The sequence below is a fragment of the Paraglaciecola sp. L3A3 genome (genome assembly GCF_009796765.1).
Taxonomy (GTDB): domain Bacteria; phylum Pseudomonadota; class Gammaproteobacteria; order Enterobacterales; family Alteromonadaceae; genus Paraglaciecola.
The window spans coordinates 4,664,782-4,682,370 of sequence record NZ_CP047023.1 but is presented as its reverse complement, the minus strand read 5'-3'; the positions used below and the strand labels follow the sequence as shown (position 1 = coordinate 4,682,370).

Here is a 17,589-nt window from a genome sequence, read left to right as displayed (position 1 = left end):
TTCTTATGCAGGGAAATTCTAAACATTACACAGAAAATATCAATAATAGACTGCTAAACATCTTGACGGCTTTACGTTTAGTCTTTGGCTAAAGTAGTTTTAGGCTAGTAATAACAAGCTCTAGGCGTTAAAAAATAAAATCAATTTCAGACAAAATATACTTTGATGTTTGCCATCTGTTAGACGTTAGAGCAGACTATAGGTAGAAATTATATAGATTAGGGCTTTAGCTGAATGCAAGCTTATCAAGAATGGTTCGCTAAAGGTCAAGAAATAGCGAGCAACGTAAAAAGTTTTTCTGTTTTATTTATTACTCATTGTAAAAATGATCACATTACTGTTTCTGCGGGGCATTTAGCCTATGTTTCTTTGTTATCTTTAGTGCCTTTTATTATGGTCTTTTTCACCATATTGTCAGCTTTTCCTGCATTTGTAGAGGTAAGGGGGGAATTAGAAGCTTTAGTATTTGACAGTTTTTTACCCTCAACAAGTGGGCAGGTACAAACCTATATTGCAGAGTTTGTAGACAATGCTTCAGGTATGGGAAGTGTTGGCATTTTGTCCCTTGTTATAGTGGCTTTATTGCTTATTTCAAATATAGATAAAACTCTTAACCGGATCTGGTGTTCACAAAGTGTTAGACCTATTACCTTTACTTTTGCTGTTTATTGGATGGTACTTACTTTAGGTCCTTTGTTGATGGGCGCTAGTGTTATTGCCAGCTCTTATTTAATGGGCTTGGCCAATTTCGCAGAAGAGTACACTCCAGGTTTAACCACTTTTCTACTTACATTTGTACCTTTCCTTACTTCTATTAGTGCTTTTTTTATCCTTTATATGTTGGTTCCAACCAAAAAAATTGAGGCTAAGCACGCATTAGCTGGAGCCTTTGTTGCGGCTACTTTGTTTGAGTTAAGTAAAAAAGGTTTTGCTTTTTATGTGACTAACTTTCCTTCGTACCAAATGATTTATGGTGCCTTAGCAGTCATTCCTATTCTTTTTGTGTGGATTTACTTATCTTGGATTGTGGTGTTAGTGGGTGCTGAATTTACTCGGGCATTAGAAATATTTACCAGTGAAGAATCTGAAGATCTTTTTATTGAAACAGATGACGGTGATTGACACCGTCATCATTTATTTACAAAGCTAAATAGTTCCTAGTCGCCTTTCATATTCGATATGAATTTATTTGATTCAGAAATGGCTTTATTCATTTCTGCAACTAATTGATTTATATCTTTTTTAACGCCATTAAATTCATTTTTAAGAGCACCAATTGCGCTAGCATTTAGGTTATGTTTTAAATAAAGTACGTTGTCGCGTAAGGTAGATAAAACGGGTTCCATCTTTTTTTCTGCTTTGCGCATAGCCGTTAGCAGGGATTTATACCGACGCTGAGTGTCTTTTAATTTAGCTAAACTGTCCCGTTTCAAGGTTTCGTTGCTATAAGTGTCTAGCTCTTCTTGCCACTCATCAAATAATGCTTCAGCGACGCTTTCAACTTTATCAATCCGGCTAGTGACTGATGCTGCTGACTCTTCACTTGCTTCGTATTGGTCTTTCAGTTGTTCATATACGTCTTGTAATTCACCACCGTTAAAGTTTATCAGCTGACTAAATTCGTCAAGTGCAGAATTAAACTGTTCCTGAGCATCTTCTTGGGACTCTTTTGCGTCTTCTACTCTATCTACCAGAATGTCACGCTTTTCAACGCCAACCTTTTCCCAGGCTGCATAGTAAGCATTTTGACAAGAAACTAGTAAGGTCACTAAAGCAATCACTATTATTTTTTTCATAGTTATCCTTTAAATTAAAAAACTATTTACTGATCTAGTGCCGATTTAATTTTTTGATCAGTTTTATATTGGCTTAAAGCATACACAGACCATATGGCCGCAGGTACCCATCCTATAACGGTTATTTGTAAAAGTAGGCAAATGATACCGGCAAAAGGGCGACCAATAGTAAAAAATTGGATCCATGGCAGTAAAAGGGCAAGTAGTAATCTCATATCAATCTCTCATAGTAATGTTAAATAGTATTTATTCGAATATTATCGACTTTCTTTGCTGTCAAGTCGACAAACAAAGCCATCTGAACGTGATCAGCGCGTTTTATTTAAGTCACTTTTGCTTTAATGACTCTATAAATGCGAGTTAAAAGTAGAATATATGGCATAAACTAAACCATAATAAATGAATTAACAAATAAGAAATGAAAAAGCACATGAATCAACTATTTCCAGCAATTAAACCTTTTCACACTGAGATGTTTGAAGTGACGGATGGGCATACTTTATATGTGGAACAATCAGGTACACCCGAAGGCATTCCTGTACTCTTTTTACATGGTGGCCCAGGGGCTGGAATTGGCGAAGATTATCGGCGTTTTTTTGACCCAGATAAGTATTGGGTAATAGGGTTCGATCAAAGAGGGTGCGGTAAATCACAACCTTTTGGCGAACTTGAGTATAACAATAGCCAAGCATTAGTTGATGATGCGTTAGCTATTCAAACGCACTTGAAGATCAACAAATGGCTTCTGTTCGGCGGGTCATGGGGCTCAACTCTGGCTTTATTAATTGCGATACGTCAGCCTGAAAGTGTTATCGGCTTGATTTTACGTGGAATATTTTTGGCCAGAGAGCAAGACTATGATTGGTATTTGCAACCTGACGGTGGGGCTGCTCAATTATTCCCTGAATATTATCAAGACTTTCTTGCTCCAGTACGTACCATGTTAGAGGAATATTCAATAGTCGACGCTTATTCACAGATATTCACCCATGGTAACGAAGTGAAGAAAATGGCTGCTATAAAAGCGTGGAGTCTGTGGGAAACTCGTATTAGTCGCCTACATTACCAAGTCGATGAAGACAAATTAGTGCCGAATGTGCACGCAGCTATTAGTTTGGCCTTACTTGAATGTCATTATATTAAGTATAAATGTTTCATTACAGAAAATGCTATTTTACAGCAAATCGATAAAATCAAACATCTTCCTGGCACTATCATTCATGGTCGTTATGATAGTGTATGCAAAATAGAAGCGGCTTACTCTTTGTCTCAAGTTTGGGATAATAGCCAATTACAAATCATTCCTGAAGCAGGACACAGTGCATGGGAACCTGCAACCGCGAACGCTTTATGTTATGCAACACAAGCTATGGTGAAATTTTTTAAGGAGCAAGAGTGATAGGCTTAATCCAAAGGGTAAAACACGCAAAAGTAGAAGTAGATAAACAAATTGTGGGTGAAATCGAAAATGGCATATTGTTATTTTTAGGTGTAGAGAAAGATGATAACCATGAAAAAGCAGATAAACTCTGCAAAAAAGTGATGAATTATCGAATCTTTGCTGATGAAGCCGGAAAGATGAATCTCAATTTACAACAAGTGAATGGTCAGTTGTTGGTGGTGTCTCAATTTACCTTAGTGGCAGATACACAAAGTGGTAATCGCCCTAGTTTTTCCAGAGGTGGCTCGCCAGCTTTAGGTGAAGAGTTGTATAAGTATTTTGTTGAGGCATGTCGAAAAAACAATATTCAATGTGAAACAGGAAAATTTGCTGCAGATATGCAAGTTTCATTGCTTAATGATGGCCCTGTTACTTTCCAGTTGAAAGTATAATTTGCTGATAAATAATATATGGGTTTTAATGTCAAACGATTTTTTAATCGTATTTTGGTCGAGAGACAATACAGGATTAAGTTTATAGATGTTTAAAATCGATATACCTACTACAGAACAAGACTTTGCCGATTATTTTACCTTTCGTTGGAAGCTGTTGCGTGAGCCTTGGAAGTACCCATTGGGTTCCGAAAAAGACGAATACGAACAAGTCAGCCAGCATAGAATGATCCGTGACAGCAATGGCAATATCGTGGCCGTTGGAAGAGTGCACATGAATTCTGCTGAAGAAGCTCAAGTCAGGCACATTGCTGTAGATAAAGAATTTCGAGGCAAAGGTCTTGCGAAGATGATTATTTCTTCCTTAGAATCTGTTGCTAGAACCGAAGGGGCTGTGCGAATAGTAACTAACAGTACTAAGTTAGCCATTCCGTTTTTTCAAAGCGCAGGTTTTGAAGTGGATGATCGAATTAACAATGAGATGGGGGAACAGAAACGCTTACAAATGGTTAAAAAGTTAACTGATCCTAGTGTCATTATGCTACATCCCAAATGGTGTGCGTTATTACAAAAAACCTGGCGTGACACTATTCCCATTAGTGAACAAATGGGCATTAAATTACATCAATATACAGGTCGCACACTAGAAACTAGGGCTTCACTAAATAAAAACATTAACCTACACGGTACTATGTTTGCGGGCAGTATATTTTCACTTGCCACATTAACCGGTTGGGGCATGATCTTTTTACAGTTGAAAGAGAAAGGCTTAAAAGGAGAAATAGTATTGGGGGATGGCAATATTCATTATCACAAACCTATTACTAGGCAGCCTAAGGCATTATGTAATATAGAATCACTGAATGGAAAATTTGAACCGTTAACTAAAAACAAAAAATGCAGCTTTAAGTTAAATGTTGCCATTTTAGATGATGATACGGCGGTCGCTGAATTTTCTGGCGTATTTTGGGTGTTGCCTGAAGTCGACCAAGAATAATTGAGGATGGGCGGACATAAAAAAGCGCATATTAAATGCGCTTTTTTGTGTCTTAAATATATGCTGGCTTGTTTAAGCTGCCATTGCACCTTGTAGTTTTTTCATTGCGTTCTTTTCAATCTGACGAACTCGCTCTGCAGAAACCTGATATTTATCAGCTAGATCCTGAAGGGTGGTTTTGTCATCAGATAACCAACGCGTTTGGATTATATGTTGGCTGCGTTCATCAAGAGTTTTGATTGCTGCATAAAGTCTGCCTGAAGCGTTAGAATCCCAGTCTGCATTGACGACATCTGACTCCACATCAGCCGTTTTGTCTTCAAGGTACTGTACTGGAGCAAAACTACCGCTTTCGTCATCGTCTGCTGATAAATCAAAAGCTTGGTCTTGGCTACTCATACGAGCTTCCATTTGCAACACTTCTTTAGTGCTTACACCTAAAGTTTCAGCGACATTTTGCACTTCTTCATGGGTAAACCAACCTAAACGTTTTTTGTTTTTACGTAGATTAAAGAATAATTTACGTTGTGCTTTAGTAGTGGCTACTTTTACGATACGCCAGTTACGTAACACAAATTCGTGTATTTCTGCTTTAATCCAATGTACCGCAAAAGATACCAATCTAACCCCAACAGTAGGATCGAATCGTTTCACGGCTTTCATTAAACCTATGTTACCTTCTTGCACTAAATCAGCTTGAGGTAATCCATAACCAGAATAAGATTTTGCTATATGCACAACAAAACGTAGATGTGACATGATTAACTTTCTGGCTGCTTCTAAATCATCGTCTTGTTGTAAACGTTCTGCTAGACCACGTTCTTCTTCAGCGGTAAGCATATTAATACCACTTACTGCTTGAATGTAAGTCTCAATGCTACCTGTTTGAGGTACTGTTAATGTTAACGTGCGTAAGTCTTTACTCATTGATATCTCCTATTACGCTATATGCCTCGATACTAACAAAATAAATTTTGAACCGCGACCCTTAAATAACCTTAATTCTAGTTATAAAAGACCGTAATTCTTGAGAAAAGTTTCATTGGATCAAAAATGTTGAGATTTATTGATAATTTTCAACTGTTTGGCTTAAATTGTTTGAGAATTTATTGAATTCAAAGTGTTAATAATATGTTCATTAACACCTCATTAGGTTTTGTAAAATTTTATTTCTTGGTATATAAATCTACCTTTGTGTTTGTTTGGAATAATCTGCATTCGGAAATTAAGTAGAAAATTCACTCAATTTAAAAGTGACCATATTATTATGTATTTTATTAATGGTATGATTAATGCGCAAAAAGTAATAAATTAACAATAATAATATTTTTAATCGTTTGTGACATTTTACAGGAATAATATGTTTGCTTTTATCGCCCGCCAACCGATCTTAGATATTGATAAAGACGTTTTTGCTTATGAACTGCTTTTTAGGGACGGAATAAATAACTGTTACCCCTCATTTGAGAGAGACGAAGCTACAAATAATTTGATTGCTCAAAAATATACAACTTTAGAGCTAGATGATATTTCTTGTAGCAAAAAATCTTTTATTAACTTTCAGCCTGAAACCTTGATGGAGAGATTAAACGCTTCTTTAAATCCAGAAACAGTGGTGGTTGAATTAGCGGCAGAAGGTGATGCCGTGACGAATTTATTAGACACCTGTAAACAAGTTAAAGAAATGGGTTATAAATTAGCTATTGATAATTGCCGCATTGAAAGTAAGTGGAATAAAATTCTTCCTTACGTCGATATGGTAAAAGTGAATACTTCTAAAAGTAATTTGAATGATATTTCTGAAAATCTTAAACAATTTGTCGATGCAAACGTTAAGTTGATTGCAGATAACGTTAATACACACGATGATTTCAATATGTGTCGAGATGTTGGCTTTGATTATTTTCAAGGCTACTTTTTTTCAAAACCCGAATCAGTTACTCATAACAATTTACCGACATCAAAATTAACATTAGTTGAATTGATGGGGGCCAGCTCGAGCGTGACTTTTGATGTGGAAAGCATTAACAGCATCATAGAACATGATGTTGGTCTGTCTTATATGTTACTTAGGTTTATTAATAATCCGACGATTAATAAACGTTATAAAATCACCTCATTGCGCCATGCTCTCAATTATATGGGCGAAGTCGAAATTAAAAAATTCATCGCTCTGTTAGCGTTGACAAATTTGTCAGATGATAAGCCTTTAGAGTTGATCCACTTGTCTTTGGTACGAGCTAAGTTTTGTGATCTTATTGGGATTGAAAAAAATCTGGGCAGTAACCCTCCGACGGCATTTTTAGTTGGTTTGTTTTCTATGTTGGATGCTTTACTTGACCAAGATATGAAGATCTTATTGGATAAATTGCCTTTAGTAGAAGAAGTCAAAGTCGCTTTATGCGGCGGTCAAAATGAATTATCGATATATTTGATGTTGGCACAAGCTTTTGAGAGTGGCAACTGGTTAAAAGTAATACGTTTAGCCAAGCTATTAGAACTCGACCAAAAATTACTGCATAGCCTATTTAATGAGGCTATTTTATGGGGAAATGGAGTTAAAAAGTCTATATCAAAGCATTTCCCAGCAGCTAAAAATTAATCTGCAGAGCAATATGTGCCTAATATGGCACTTCTGCTGGCACCTGTTACGCTTGGAATGCTGCCATGAATTTTATTTTTATGGGCATAAGCAAGCCAAGCAAATGCCATGGCTTCAACTGAGTTAGCTGCGACTCCTAATTCTTCAGTGGTAAAGAGTTCGCATTCGTGCAACTCTGATTCAAGCACCTCAAGTAAAAACTCATTTAATGCTCCTCCTCCGCAGATGTATACCTCTTCAACGTCTTTAAATTGTCGAATATGGCTAACGATAGTAGCTGCCGTAAACATCACAAGTGTTGCTTGTACGGTTTTAGCTTCAAGTTTTTTATGTAAGGCGGCAATATGTTTTTGTAACCAACTAAGGTTAAATAATTCACGACCTGTACTTTTAGGTGCCGGGGCTGAAAAATAAGGGTGAGAGCATAAATTCCTGAATAACTCGGGATCTGAGCAACTTTGCGCCGCCCATTTACCCTTATCATCAAACTCTTGACCTGTATGTAATTTACACCAAGCGTCTAGTAAAGTGTTGCCTGGCCCAGTGTCAAAACCGATTATGCTGTTTGCTGGATTTTTCGGTAAATAAGTTAAGTTGGAGATACCACCGATATTGACTACCACTCGAGATTTTTCGGAGCTGGCAAAGACTGCATTGTGAAATGCAGGCACTAAAGGTGCGCCTTGTCCGCCAAGCGCTATATCTTTGCGCCTGAAATCGGCGATTACATCAATTCCAGTTATTGTGGCAATAGTATTAGGGTCACCAATTTGTAAACTAAAGTGATTATTGCCAGTGGGTTGATGACGTATTGTTTGACCATGAGAGCCTATGGCCTGAACTTGATCGGGTCGAATATAATTATCTTCAAGTAACTTTAACGAAGCAGTCGCAAACACTTTGGCAACCGCTCTATCTGCTTGACCCATTAACTCTATTTCGTTATCACTTTGTGAGCAAAGTAAATGCAAGTCGCTGAGTAATTCTGGGGGGTAAGGGTAAGTTTGACAGTCTAATAATCTAGGATGGAGGCCTGATAAATCAACTAAAGCTGCATCAACTCCATCCATGCTAGTGCCAGACATTAACCCTAGGTATAACTGGGGCATGATTACTCCATTAATTCATTGCTAACATTATACGTTTACTATTATTTAGTTGTTCTAACCTTTGCTCAGCCACTAATGCAAAATTGGCTTGTTCTTTTTTATCAATAGGTTGAGCTTTAGGTAAACTCACAGTACGAGGATTACGGTGAACCCCATCAACTAAAAATTCATAATGTAAATGAGGTCCCGAAGCTAAGCCTGTAGAACCCACTGTACCAATGATTTGGCCTTGTTTGACTGTTTGTCCTACCTTCACTTTACGATTGGTAAAATGTAGGTATTTAGTCACGTACTTTTCGCCATGCTGAATAAATACATGATTACCATTATATTGGTCGTAGGCTGATTTAATGACTCGGCCATCACCGGCTGCCATGACGGGGGTGCCCCGATTCGCAGCATAATCAACACCTCTATGTGCTTTCCAGCGTTTTTGTACGGGATGGAATCGTTTAGGTTTAAAGTTTGAACTAATATATTTGAAGTTTACTGGCGCCCGTAAAAAGCTCTTGCGCATACTTCTACCTTCGGGTGTGTAGAAGTTACCATCTGAATAACGAATTGCCGTGTAAGTTTCACCTTGGTTGATAAATTGGGCTGCCATAATATCGCCAGCTCCAATAAATTCACCATCAATAAAACGTTCTTCAAACATCACATAAAAACTATCACCCTCTCTCAACTCTAAAGCAAAATCTATATCCCAGCCAAAAATGCCCGCTAAACTCATTATTTGATTATCGGTTAAATTCGCTTTTCTGCCTGCATTCCATAAACTATTGGTGATGCTGCCTTGGGCATAATTAACTCGGGTATCAACTGGTTTAGTTTGAATTGAACTGACAAACTCGGATTTTTCATTTTGTGTGATAGCTAGCGTTTCAGTTGCCGAGTATGAATAAAATAAATTAACTAATTGTCCATCTTGATTAATGTCTAATTCGATTGAGTCGCCAGGTAACATTTTTAAAAGTTTTTTTGCTTCAGTACCTGCTTGACTAACCTTATAGGTTTCTTGTGGTGAAAGCCCTGCACGTTTGAATATTATTGCTAAGTTGTCACCACTTTTTACTTTGAAGGATTGTCTATTTTCGATTTCTTCAATTTCTGCTGTTTCTTCTGCCACAATATTTTGCGTTTTAATATCAAGACTATAACGTTTACCTATTTCTAAAGTAGACGAGGTGTTTTTATAAGCACTTGCTTGTTCTGAAGGCAATAAAAATAAAACAAACAAAAAGCCTGCAACAGCTGTAATCAGCCATTTATGGGGAGTAGGGAGATTTTTCATAGATTTTTTTAACACAAGTACAACACTAAATATAGAACCTAGCAGCAGAATATATGTATTAGCTGGTGTTTTCCAGCCCTAGGGCGTTTTTTGAACAGTTTGTTTGATATTATTTTGCTTCGAGAAAAAAACGTCTTGCCCTTTCATTGCTAGGGTTAGACAAGTAAAATGCTTGGTATTAATGAAATATCAAAATTTATTGTAGGTTTACTCAATGTCTAATTGGCAAAGTGCGATGGCTGAGATACAGCGCGGAGCAGAAGAAATATTAATAGAAGAAGAACTGGTTGCTAAATTAAAAGAAGGTAAGCCCTTAAAAATTAAAGCTGGGTTTGATCCTACTGCACCAGATTTACATCTTGGGCATACAGTGTTAATTAATAAGTTGAGAACCTTTCAACAATTAGGCCATGAGGTTATTTTCTTAATTGGTGATTTTACTGGAATGATAGGTGATCCTACCGGTAAAAATGTTACAAGAAAACCGCTGACTAAAGAAGATGTGCTAGCTAATGCTGAAACTTATAAAGAACAAGTATTCAAAATATTAGATCCGGCTAAAACTACTATCCGTTTTAATTCTGAATGGATGGAAAAGTTAGGCGCAGCTGGCATGATAAAATTAGCCGCTAATCAAACGGTTGCTCGTATGTTAGAACGAGATGATTTCAAGAAACGTTATGCAAGCGGACAGCCTATTGCGATTCATGAATTTATTTATCCTTTGGTCCAAGGTTGGGATTCTGTCGCACTAGAATCCGATGTTGAGCTAGGAGGAACCGATCAACGTTTTAATTTATTGATGGGCCGTGAATTGCAAAAATCAGAAGGTCAAAGACAACAAACTGTATTGATGATGCCTTTACTTGAAGGTTTAGACGGCGTGCAAAAAATGTCGAAATCTTTAGGTAATTATATCGGCATTACTGACGCACCTAATGATATGTTTGGTAAAATAATGTCTATATCTGATGATTTGATGTGGCGTTATTATGAGTTGTTAAGTTTTAAAGCTAAAGCTGACATAGATGCAATTAAGCAACAAGTTGCCGATGGCTTGAATCCTCGTGATACTAAGATTGATTTAGCCAAAGAATTAATTGCACGTTTCCACTCTGCAGAAGCTGCAGAAGCTGCGCATAATGATTTTATTCAACGCTTTCAAAAAAATGTTATTCCAGATGAAATGCCTGAATTTGATTTTGATTTACCTGCGGACGGCATGTTAATCGCTAATGTGTTAAAAGAATCTGGATTAACCAATTCGACTTCTGATGCTATGCGCATGATCAAACAAGGCGCGGTAAAGTTAGATGGTGAAAAGGTTGAGAATACTAAACATGTATTCGATCAAGCTCAGTTAGTGGTTTTACAAGTGGGTAAAAGAAAGTTCGCCCGAGTGAACTTTAAGTAAATCCAGAAATAGGAATTCATCTTGAGTATCTAAAGCCAGCATACTATGCTGGCTTTTTTATTACTTATTTTTCGACGTCTAGTCCTGATTTATTCCAACCAAGCATGTCACCTTCTAAATGTAATAACTTGCTGTAGCCTCCATTTAGTAATAAATCGGCTGCCTTTCCAGCGCGATATCCCGAACGACAATAAAGAACTACTGTTTTATCTTTGCCTAGATTAAGTTGATCAGTACCGGTTTGTATCGTGCTTAAAGGTATATTGATTGCGCCAGGTACATGGCCTTCGGCAAATTCTTCTTTGGTCCGTACATCAACAATAATGTGTTGCTCAGGATCAATATTGAGTAGTGTTGTTTGGCTAATTTCTTCTATATCTGCGGCGTGAGTAGACAAGCTTAGACAAGCGAATAATCCTAAAAGTATTTTATGCAACATGATGCTCCAGCCTCTGGATAGTTAATTGATGTTAATGAATATAAATGTATAGCCTAAAAAACACAATGTCAGCCATAAATAGGTGCTGAGATTTAAAATGTTTTTAGTACGCAAAATATCCGCTAAAGTAACTTGTCGAATACCTCCACACTTTTCCGTACGAGTTTTTTTATTTTCATAAAATGCAGGCCCGCCTAACTCAATATTTAAAACGGTGCCTGCAATATTTAACAGATAAAAGCGTTGCTCAAAATAACTTCTTTTAGTTTTTAATACTTTTAAACTAGCAAAATTAGCAGAGACTATTATCAAACTTAACCCGACTAAAAAGTTGGGTGTCCATTGTAAAAGCCGAAGTAATTTATTCACTATTAAGCCAAAGTGCTTAAAACGCTTCAGCTTTATGTTCCAACATTGTGAACTCTCATATAAAGCCCGGTAAATAATGGCACCCACGCCGCCAGTTAATAGAAACCAAAAAATGACTGCACAATATTGATAACTGAACCTTAATACTATGGTTTCGCAGTTTGCTTTAGCAAGGCCCATTGGCGATAACTTGTCCGTTTCTCTTAAGATAATAGGTTGCAAAGTATGTCTTGCTAAGATCTTTTTATCTGCGGATAAATAGTTGGCAATCTTAGTGCTGATGTTTAAAACATATTGAAAACGTAGAGCGATCAATAACAAAAAACCTTGAAAGAACATTGGGTATTCAGACAGATAAATAAATATTGCTATGATTACAATCAAGGGCAATAACAAAACCATAGCTGCTAAAGCCCCTGATATTTTTTGTTGCTGCGTTGAGTAATCTGCAGATGGCAGAACCTTCTTTGCCATTCGTATTGCAAATAATTTGTATAAACTTAGCGGGTGATATTTTTCTGGCCACGAAAGATTTTTTTCCACTACAACTATGATTAGTAAAGTCCAATAAGATAACCAAAATTGACTAGTTAATACTTCAATTAGTGCCTGCATCTGTCGGGCTTAGTTAAGCAACATTGGCAGATTGAGACATTTTTTCGATAGTTTGTATCACTAACTTGGCTGAGTTTTTAGCTGCCTGTTCTAAATACGTTTGGAATGAGACTGTCGATGTTTTACCTGCTATGTCAGACAAAGAACGAATCACTAGAAATGGCGTGTTTAGTAAATAACAAGCTTGTGCAATCGCCACGCCTTCCATTTCAACTGCGCACACCTTCGGAAAGTTTTGACGTATAACTGCAGCTGCTTCATCACTGCCAATAAAAGAGTCGCCAGTACAAATTAGGCCGTTTTCGATTTGTAAACCTTTTAGTTCTTTGGCTGCTAAAGATGCACATTCAGCTAATTTTGTATCACAAGTAAATTGCGCTGGCATGCCAGCATTTTGCCCTAACTCATAACCAAAGTGTGTTAAATCAGCATCGTGGTGGCGTAGTTCGTTGGCAATGACAATATCACCAATATTTAGATGTGCGGCAAACCCGCCTGCAGAGCCGGTATTAATTACGTAATCTGGATTGAAGTGATTGATAACTGAAACGGTGGAAACTGCAGCTGCTACTTTACCTATACCACATTTTATCAGAGTGATTTCTACATTACCTAAAAGGCCAACATAGGCGGTTAAATGATTGTACTGAATTTCTTGGCAATCTTTTAATGATTGGCGGATCAGTGTTATTTCTTCGTCCATGGCACCTAAAATGGCAACTTTCATAATTTGTCTTTTGTTATTGAGTCTGGCTTAAGTTTATTACGTCTGCGCTGTAGATAAAATAGTTAACCTGAAATCGATGTAAAAAGTACTTATTTAAAAGCGAAAGGGTTGAACGGCTTGGTTTATGAGATGAAAATTCTATCCATTGTTTTATCTATGTTAATATCTCTTTGTTAATCAAATGTTAAATATCCTAGAGTTTTCTGTGAAGTGAACTAGATTTAAGGATAGCTAACTGAGGTAGGATATTAATTATGAAAACTGCTCTAACAAGGTTATTAATCTTAACCACTAGCTTTATATTGTTTGTTTCTTGCCAATCAAACATCAATAAAACAGTCTCTATCGATGCTCCACAATTTTATGATCAAGGGTTTGCTGAAGCCAAACATTTTAAAGTGGAATCAGAACAAGATATTTTTTATCTAGATGATGAAGCAAAAATGTTTGTACATAATTTACTCGAACCAATTGAAGAGCCAACTGAACAAATGGCAACCTTGGTACATGCTATTTTTGATCGTTCTGAAATGAATTTATTGTATCGTGGTGATGCAAATACATTAGCAAGTGAGACATTTCACAATCGTGCCGCTAACTGTTTGTCTATGTCAATTATGATGTATTCGTTAGCCAAAGAAGCTGGATTTCATGTTGATTTCCAAGAAGTAATGGTTCCTGAATCTTGGTCTAGACGAAATGGTTATAGTTTAGTGAATGGGCATATTAATTTGCGTCTAAGCACCAGTGCACCTAAAAAAGTGTTGGCTCTTTACAACCCAAGTTATCAAGTAGACTTTGACCCACAAGTATCAAGAGTTTCATTACCAAAAAAGATTGTTAATAAAGACAGTGTTATCGCTATGTTTTATAACAATAAGGGCGCTGATGCTTTAATAAATAACCATTTTCATAAAGCTTATAACTACTTTCGAGAAGCTCTGACGTTGAATCCGGAATTTCAACCTGCGTGGATTAATATGGCAATTTTATATCGCCATATGGAATATTTCGAGCAAGCCGAAAGTGCTTATGAATATGCGCTAAATATTGATCCTAACAATTTGACTGTTTTAGAAAACTTAGCTTATTTGTATAGTGTTACTGATAGAAAAGAGCAGGCTAACGACATTCTTCTGCGTGTTGAACAGAAGCGTAAGAGAAACCCTGATTATCATTTAAATTTAGGTGAAGAACAGATAGAAAGAAAAAATTGGAATGAAGCCTTGGCCCATTTCAGAAAAGCATTAACTTTAGATCGTAGTAGGCATGAAATTTATTATGGTTTGGCAAAAGTATATTTGCAAATTGGCGAGGTACAACAAGTTGAACGTTACTTGAAACTAGCCAGAAATAACGCAAGTACCATGCAAGAGAAAGATGTTTATCAAGCTAAATTAGTGCAATTAAGTTCATTGTAATAAACAATTAAAGATTAAGCCCCTGCTCGAATAAAGTAATTTATTTTCCACTTTATCGAGCAGGTTTTTTATTGGTTAAACGCCTAATTCTCTTAAACGCTCTTGCAAATAACTTTTAGCTGTATATCTATCCGACAAAACAACTTCTGGATTAGGATGCAAAAATAGCGGTAAAGAAATCCGTGATTTAGTTTGATCACTTCCTTGTGGATTAATTACTCTGTGTGTAGTGGAAGGGAAATAGCCACCTGATGCTTCTTGCAGCATATCGCCTATATTGACTATAAGATTGCCAAAATCACAGGGCACGTCTATCCAAGAATCGCCAGTGCCTTTTACTTGCAAACCAGGTTCATTTGCTGAGGGTAAGATAGTTAAAAGATTAATATCTTCATGAGCAGCTGCGCGGATTGCATCAGGCTCTTCAGAACCGTCTAGTGGCGGATAATGAAGAATGCGTAGTAAAGTTTGTTCACTATTTGTCACCATGCTAGATAACATTTGTGAATATTTAGCTGAAACTTCTGCAGGGGAATACTTTTCAACCCAAGCTAATAGTTCTGATGCTAAAGTATTCGTGTCGCGATAATAATCAGATATTTCCTGTTTTAATGCCTCAGGACAACGACCCCAAGGGTAATAGTGGAAATATTCTTTAATATCTTTCTTTTTAAAGCCCTTAGCTGTTTCTGATACTTGAGTAGAAAAGAATCCGTCATGGTTTTTTTTATCGTAGGCATAATCATTCTTTTCGTTACTATTAAAGAAATCTTGCCAGTGTTGATAAATACTCGACACTCTTTGTTGGCTGATAGGGTGATTTTTTAATACCCCAAAACCAGTTTTGTGGAGTGATTCAACAAATAATTTGTCTGCATCAGGGGCATTGTAGTCAACTGCAATGAGTTCCATATTAAACCTTTAAATATTCAATTTGTTATTACAAGCTAAGGTAAAAACCTGCGAGAGCCGCACTCATTAGGTTTGCTAATGTTGCAGCTAATACAGTTTTTAAACCTAACTGAGCTATCTCTTGGCGTCTATTGGGTGCTAAAGCACCTATTCCGCCCATTAAAATTGCGATAGATGAGAAGTTGGCAAAACCACATAAAGAAAAAATAATGATCGCCTGACTATGAGGTGATAAATCTTCTTGGTACTTAAGAAAATCTAAATAAGCCACAAACTCATTTACTACCATTTTTTGGCCAATGAAGCTGCCTGCTAAGTTAGCTTCTTCCCATGGTATACCTAAGGTCCACGCAATTGGTTGGAATAAGTAACCAAGTATAACCTGGAAACTGAGTTCTTCAGCTCCAAATAAGCCGCCGGCCCAACCAATTAAGCCATTTAATAATGCTATTAACCCGATAAAAGCTAATAACATTGCACCTACATTTACTGCTAGTTTGAGTCCAGATGCTGCACCACTTGCGGCTGCATCAAACACATTGGCATATTCGTTTTCTTTGCTAGCTTCTTCTGTTAACTCGTTTTTATATTCTTCGGTTTCAGGAATAATAATTTTGGCCATTAATAATCCACCTGGTGCCGCCATAAAACTTGCGGCAAGAAGGTATTTTATTTCGACACCCATACCGGCATACCCAGCCATTACAGAACCTGCTATGGAGGCTAAGCCTCCTACCATAACCGCAAATAATTCAGAGCGAGTTAAATTTGGGATGTAAGGTTTAATGACTAGAGGTGCTTCAGTTTGACCCACAAAAATATTTGCCGCAGCAGACATAGATTCTGGACGGCTAGTTTTTAATAGCTTCTGTAGAGCACCACCGATACCAGTAATAATAATATTCATTATTTTAAGGTGGTATAAAACGGTAATCAAAGATGAGAAAAATATAATAACGGGCAAGACATTAAAGGCAAAAATAAAACCAATGGATTTGTTGCCTAAATCACCAAAAATGAAATTTATACCATCTTGGCTGTAGCCGATGATATTTTCTACATACCCTGTTAACGCCAATAAAAATTGTATCCCAGGAGGGAAATATAATACTAACGCACCTACAGAGGCCTGAATGGCAAATGCGCCGCCAACCGTTCTCCAATTAATCGATTTTCTATGGACTGATGCTGCATATGCAATTAACAACATGAGCGCCACGCCAATTAAACTAACCATATTATTTCCTTTATTTTTATTCTTATTTTTTGTTAATTAACTATGCAAATTACAACAAAGTTTGTTGTATGTGAGATTTAATGACATCTAAAGCAATTTTGTTTTCGCCACCTTGAGTGACAATTACATCCGCTGTGAACCGACTAGGAGCAATAAACTGGTGGTACATAGGTTTAACTGTAGATTCATATTGATTGGCAACCGAGTCTAGAGTTCGTCCTCTTTCTGCTATGTCTCGTTTCATTCTTCGTAACAGGCAAATATCTAAAGGGGTATCAACAAATATTTTAATATCAAACATATGTTGTAGAGCATCATTGGCTAACAACATTATACCTTCGATAATAATGACAGGCGCAGAGATTAATGTTTCTGTTTGGTCAAGTCTAGTGTGGGTTTTGTAACAGTAGTGAGGATATTCAATTGATTGCCATTTTTTTAAAGCGGCTAAATGTTTGACCAGTAGTTCATGTTCAAAAGCTTTAGGGTGATCATAATTGGTTTTTTCACGGTCAGACATAGCTAAGTTATCTTGAGCGCGATAATAATGATCTTCTCGTAAAATCTGTACCGATTTACCTTCTTCAGAAAACTCTTTTAATAGATTTTCAGTAAATAAAGATTTACCAGAGCCTGATGCACCTGAAATTGCAATTATTAACGGGGTCGACATAACAGTCCAAATGAAAAGTAGATAATCAGAAGATACCAGTGAACTTGATAAAAGTCAGTTAGGAAAAGAAACTTTTTTTGATAGACCACCTGGTCAGTTTTGTTAGCTTATTGTTAAAGTATGTTGTTAACTTGTGTGATTTCGCAATAGAAAT

Annotated in this window: 18 protein-coding genes; 7 read left to right on the top strand and 11 right to left on the bottom strand. The window is 36.8% G+C overall.

Annotated elements, in window-relative coordinates; genetic code table 11:
* The first annotated feature begins 234 nt into the window (after positions 1-234).
* The gene (locus tag GQR87_RS19330; protein WP_158972240.1) at positions 235-1,122 is read left to right on the top strand and encodes a virulence factor BrkB family protein; all 888 of its coding nucleotides are present in this window, start codon (positions 235-237) and stop codon (positions 1,120-1,122) included.
* Positions 1,123-1,157: 35 nt separating this feature from the next.
* Here the strand turns inward: GQR87_RS19330 and GQR87_RS19325 are convergent, their stop codons facing one another.
* Both GQR87_RS19325 and GQR87_RS19320 read right to left on the bottom strand, forming a co-directional pair.
* Positions 1,158-1,796: a DUF2959 domain-containing protein gene (locus tag GQR87_RS19325; protein ID WP_158972238.1), complete on the bottom strand. Its 639-nt coding sequence runs from the start codon at positions 1,794-1,796 to the stop codon at positions 1,158-1,160.
* A gap of 26 nt (positions 1,797-1,822) precedes the next feature.
* On the bottom strand, positions 1,823-2,011 hold the full coding sequence (locus GQR87_RS19320) for a YqaE/Pmp3 family membrane protein (protein ID WP_158972236.1): 189 nt from the start codon (positions 2,009-2,011) through the stop codon (positions 1,823-1,825).
* Positions 2,012-2,226: 215 nt separating this feature from the next.
* Here GQR87_RS19320 and pip point away from each other — a divergent pair, with 215 nt between their 5' ends.
* From pip to GQR87_RS19305, 3 genes are all read left to right on the top strand, one after another.
* Complete coding sequence (pip, locus tag GQR87_RS19315; protein WP_158972234.1) at positions 2,227-3,195, top strand: prolyl aminopeptidase; 969 nt, start codon at positions 2,227-2,229, stop codon at positions 3,193-3,195.
* On the top strand, positions 3,192-3,629 hold the full coding sequence (dtd, locus tag GQR87_RS19310) for a D-aminoacyl-tRNA deacylase (RefSeq protein WP_158972232.1): 438 nt from the start codon (positions 3,192-3,194) through the stop codon (positions 3,627-3,629). Before pip ends, dtd begins: the two co-directional genes overlap by 4 nt.
* An 88-nt stretch (positions 3,630-3,717) precedes the next feature.
* On the top strand, positions 3,718-4,626 hold the full coding sequence (locus tag GQR87_RS19305; RefSeq protein WP_158972230.1) for a bifunctional GNAT family N-acetyltransferase/hotdog fold thioesterase: 909 nt from the start codon (positions 3,718-3,720) through the stop codon (positions 4,624-4,626).
* Positions 4,627-4,698: 72 nt separating this feature from the next.
* On the opposite strand, the gene rpoH is transcribed toward GQR87_RS19305, so the two are convergent.
* Positions 4,699-5,553: an RNA polymerase sigma factor RpoH gene (gene rpoH, locus GQR87_RS19300; RefSeq protein ID WP_158972228.1), complete on the bottom strand. Its 855-nt coding sequence runs from the start codon at positions 5,551-5,553 to the stop codon at positions 4,699-4,701.
* Positions 5,554-5,986: 433 nt separating this feature from the next.
* On the opposite strand from rpoH, the gene GQR87_RS19295 reads away from it, so the two are divergent.
* Positions 5,987-7,228 carry an EAL and HDOD domain-containing protein gene (locus tag GQR87_RS19295; protein WP_158972226.1) on the top strand — a complete coding sequence of 414 codons (1,242 nt, stop codon included), beginning with the start codon at positions 5,987-5,989 and terminating at the stop codon, positions 7,226-7,228.
* Here GQR87_RS19295 and GQR87_RS19290 read toward each other — a convergent pair.
* Complete coding sequence (locus GQR87_RS19290) at positions 7,225-8,337, bottom strand: anhydro-N-acetylmuramic acid kinase (RefSeq protein WP_158972224.1); 1,113 nt, start codon at positions 8,335-8,337, stop codon at positions 7,225-7,227. The genes GQR87_RS19295 and GQR87_RS19290 overlap by 4 nt on opposite strands.
* Positions 8,338-8,347: 10 nt before the next feature.
* Positions 8,348-9,643 (bottom strand): peptidoglycan DD-metalloendopeptidase family protein, encoded by a 1,296-nt coding sequence (locus GQR87_RS19285; protein ID WP_158972222.1) that lies wholly within the window; start codon positions 9,641-9,643, stop codon positions 8,348-8,350.
* Positions 9,644-9,842: 199 nt separating this feature from the next.
* Here GQR87_RS19285 and tyrS point away from each other — a divergent pair, with 199 nt between their 5' ends.
* Entirely contained in the window at positions 9,843-11,042 is a 1,200-nt protein-coding gene (gene tyrS, locus GQR87_RS19280) for a tyrosine--tRNA ligase (RefSeq protein ID WP_158972220.1), read from the top strand.
* Positions 11,043-11,106: 64 nt separating this feature from the next.
* On the opposite strand, the gene GQR87_RS19275 is transcribed toward tyrS, so the two are convergent.
* The 3 genes from GQR87_RS19275 to GQR87_RS19265 are packed head-to-tail and all read right to left on the bottom strand — an operon-like array spanning position 11,107 to position 13,192.
* The gene (locus GQR87_RS19275) at positions 11,107-11,481 is read right to left on the bottom strand and encodes a rhodanese-like domain-containing protein (RefSeq protein WP_158972218.1); all 375 of its coding nucleotides are present in this window, start codon (positions 11,479-11,481) and stop codon (positions 11,107-11,109) included.
* Between the two features lie 21 nt (positions 11,482-11,502).
* Positions 11,503-12,465: a cobalamin biosynthesis protein gene (locus tag GQR87_RS19270; protein WP_158972216.1), complete on the bottom strand. Its 963-nt coding sequence runs from the start codon at positions 12,463-12,465 to the stop codon at positions 11,503-11,505.
* 13 nt (positions 12,466-12,478) lie between these two features.
* On the bottom strand, positions 12,479-13,192 hold the full coding sequence (locus tag GQR87_RS19265) for a 5'-methylthioadenosine/adenosylhomocysteine nucleosidase (protein ID WP_158972214.1): 714 nt from the start codon (positions 13,190-13,192) through the stop codon (positions 12,479-12,481).
* 254 nt (positions 13,193-13,446) lie between these two features.
* On the opposite strand from GQR87_RS19265, the gene GQR87_RS19260 reads away from it, so the two are divergent.
* Positions 13,447-14,613 carry a tetratricopeptide repeat protein gene (locus GQR87_RS19260; RefSeq protein ID WP_158972212.1) on the top strand — a complete coding sequence of 389 codons (1,167 nt, stop codon included), beginning with the start codon at positions 13,447-13,449 and terminating at the stop codon, positions 14,611-14,613.
* Positions 14,614-14,688: 75 nt separating this feature from the next.
* On the opposite strand, the gene GQR87_RS19255 is transcribed toward GQR87_RS19260, so the two are convergent.
* Genes GQR87_RS19255 through udk form a run of 3 tightly spaced genes read right to left on the bottom strand, consistent with a single transcriptional unit; the run spans position 14,689 to position 17,435 of the window.
* The gene (locus GQR87_RS19255; protein WP_158972210.1) at positions 14,689-15,525 is read right to left on the bottom strand and encodes a 2OG-Fe(II) oxygenase family protein; all 837 of its coding nucleotides are present in this window, start codon (positions 15,523-15,525) and stop codon (positions 14,689-14,691) included.
* A gap of 28 nt (positions 15,526-15,553) precedes the next feature.
* On the bottom strand, positions 15,554-16,762 hold the full coding sequence (locus tag GQR87_RS19250; RefSeq protein WP_158972208.1) for a NupC/NupG family nucleoside CNT transporter: 1,209 nt from the start codon (positions 16,760-16,762) through the stop codon (positions 15,554-15,556).
* Between the two features lie 49 nt (positions 16,763-16,811).
* Positions 16,812-17,435 carry a uridine kinase gene (udk, locus tag GQR87_RS19245; RefSeq protein ID WP_158972206.1) on the bottom strand — a complete coding sequence of 208 codons (624 nt, stop codon included), beginning with the start codon at positions 17,433-17,435 and terminating at the stop codon, positions 16,812-16,814.
* Positions 17,436-17,589: the final 154 nt, after the last annotated feature.

Excerpts from the sequence above, each read along its gene's own strand:
- GQR87_RS19330 (WP_158972240.1), top strand. The coding sequence starts at position 235 with ATGCAAGCTTATCAAGAATGGTTCGCTAAAGGTCAAGAAATAGCGAGC.
- GQR87_RS19325 (WP_158972238.1), bottom strand. The coding sequence starts at position 1,796 with ATGAAAAAAATAATAGTGATTGCTTTAGTGACCTTACTAGTTTCTTGT.
- GQR87_RS19320 (WP_158972236.1), bottom strand. The coding sequence starts at position 2,011 with ATGAGATTACTACTTGCCCTTTTACTGCCATGGATCCAATTTTTTACT.
- pip (WP_158972234.1), top strand. The coding sequence starts at position 2,227 with ATGAATCAACTATTTCCAGCAATTAAACCTTTTCACACTGAGATGTTT.
- GQR87_RS19305 (WP_158972230.1), top strand. The coding sequence starts at position 3,718 with ATGTTTAAAATCGATATACCTACTACAGAACAAGACTTTGCCGATTAT.
- rpoH (WP_158972228.1), bottom strand. The coding sequence starts at position 5,553 with ATGAGTAAAGACTTACGCACGTTAACATTAACAGTACCTCAAACAGGT.
- GQR87_RS19295 (WP_158972226.1), top strand. The coding sequence starts at position 5,987 with ATGTTTGCTTTTATCGCCCGCCAACCGATCTTAGATATTGATAAAGAC.
- GQR87_RS19290 (WP_158972224.1), bottom strand. The coding sequence starts at position 8,337 with ATGCCCCAGTTATACCTAGGGTTAATGTCTGGCACTAGCATGGATGGA.
- tyrS (WP_158972220.1), top strand. The coding sequence starts at position 9,843 with ATGTCTAATTGGCAAAGTGCGATGGCTGAGATACAGCGCGGAGCAGAA.
- GQR87_RS19275 (WP_158972218.1), bottom strand. The coding sequence starts at position 11,481 with ATGTTGCATAAAATACTTTTAGGATTATTCGCTTGTCTAAGCTTGTCT.
- GQR87_RS19270 (WP_158972216.1), bottom strand. The coding sequence starts at position 12,465 with ATGCAGGCACTAATTGAAGTATTAACTAGTCAATTTTGGTTATCTTAT.
- GQR87_RS19265 (WP_158972214.1), bottom strand. The coding sequence starts at position 13,192 with ATGAAAGTTGCCATTTTAGGTGCCATGGACGAAGAAATAACACTGATC.
- GQR87_RS19260 (WP_158972212.1), top strand. The coding sequence starts at position 13,447 with ATGAAAACTGCTCTAACAAGGTTATTAATCTTAACCACTAGCTTTATA.
- GQR87_RS19255 (WP_158972210.1), bottom strand. The coding sequence starts at position 15,525 with ATGGAACTCATTGCAGTTGACTACAATGCCCCTGATGCAGACAAATTA.
- GQR87_RS19250 (WP_158972208.1), bottom strand. The coding sequence starts at position 16,762 with ATGGTTAGTTTAATTGGCGTGGCGCTCATGTTGTTAATTGCATATGCA.
- udk (WP_158972206.1), bottom strand. The coding sequence starts at position 17,435 with ATGTCGACCCCGTTAATAATTGCAATTTCAGGTGCATCAGGCTCTGGT.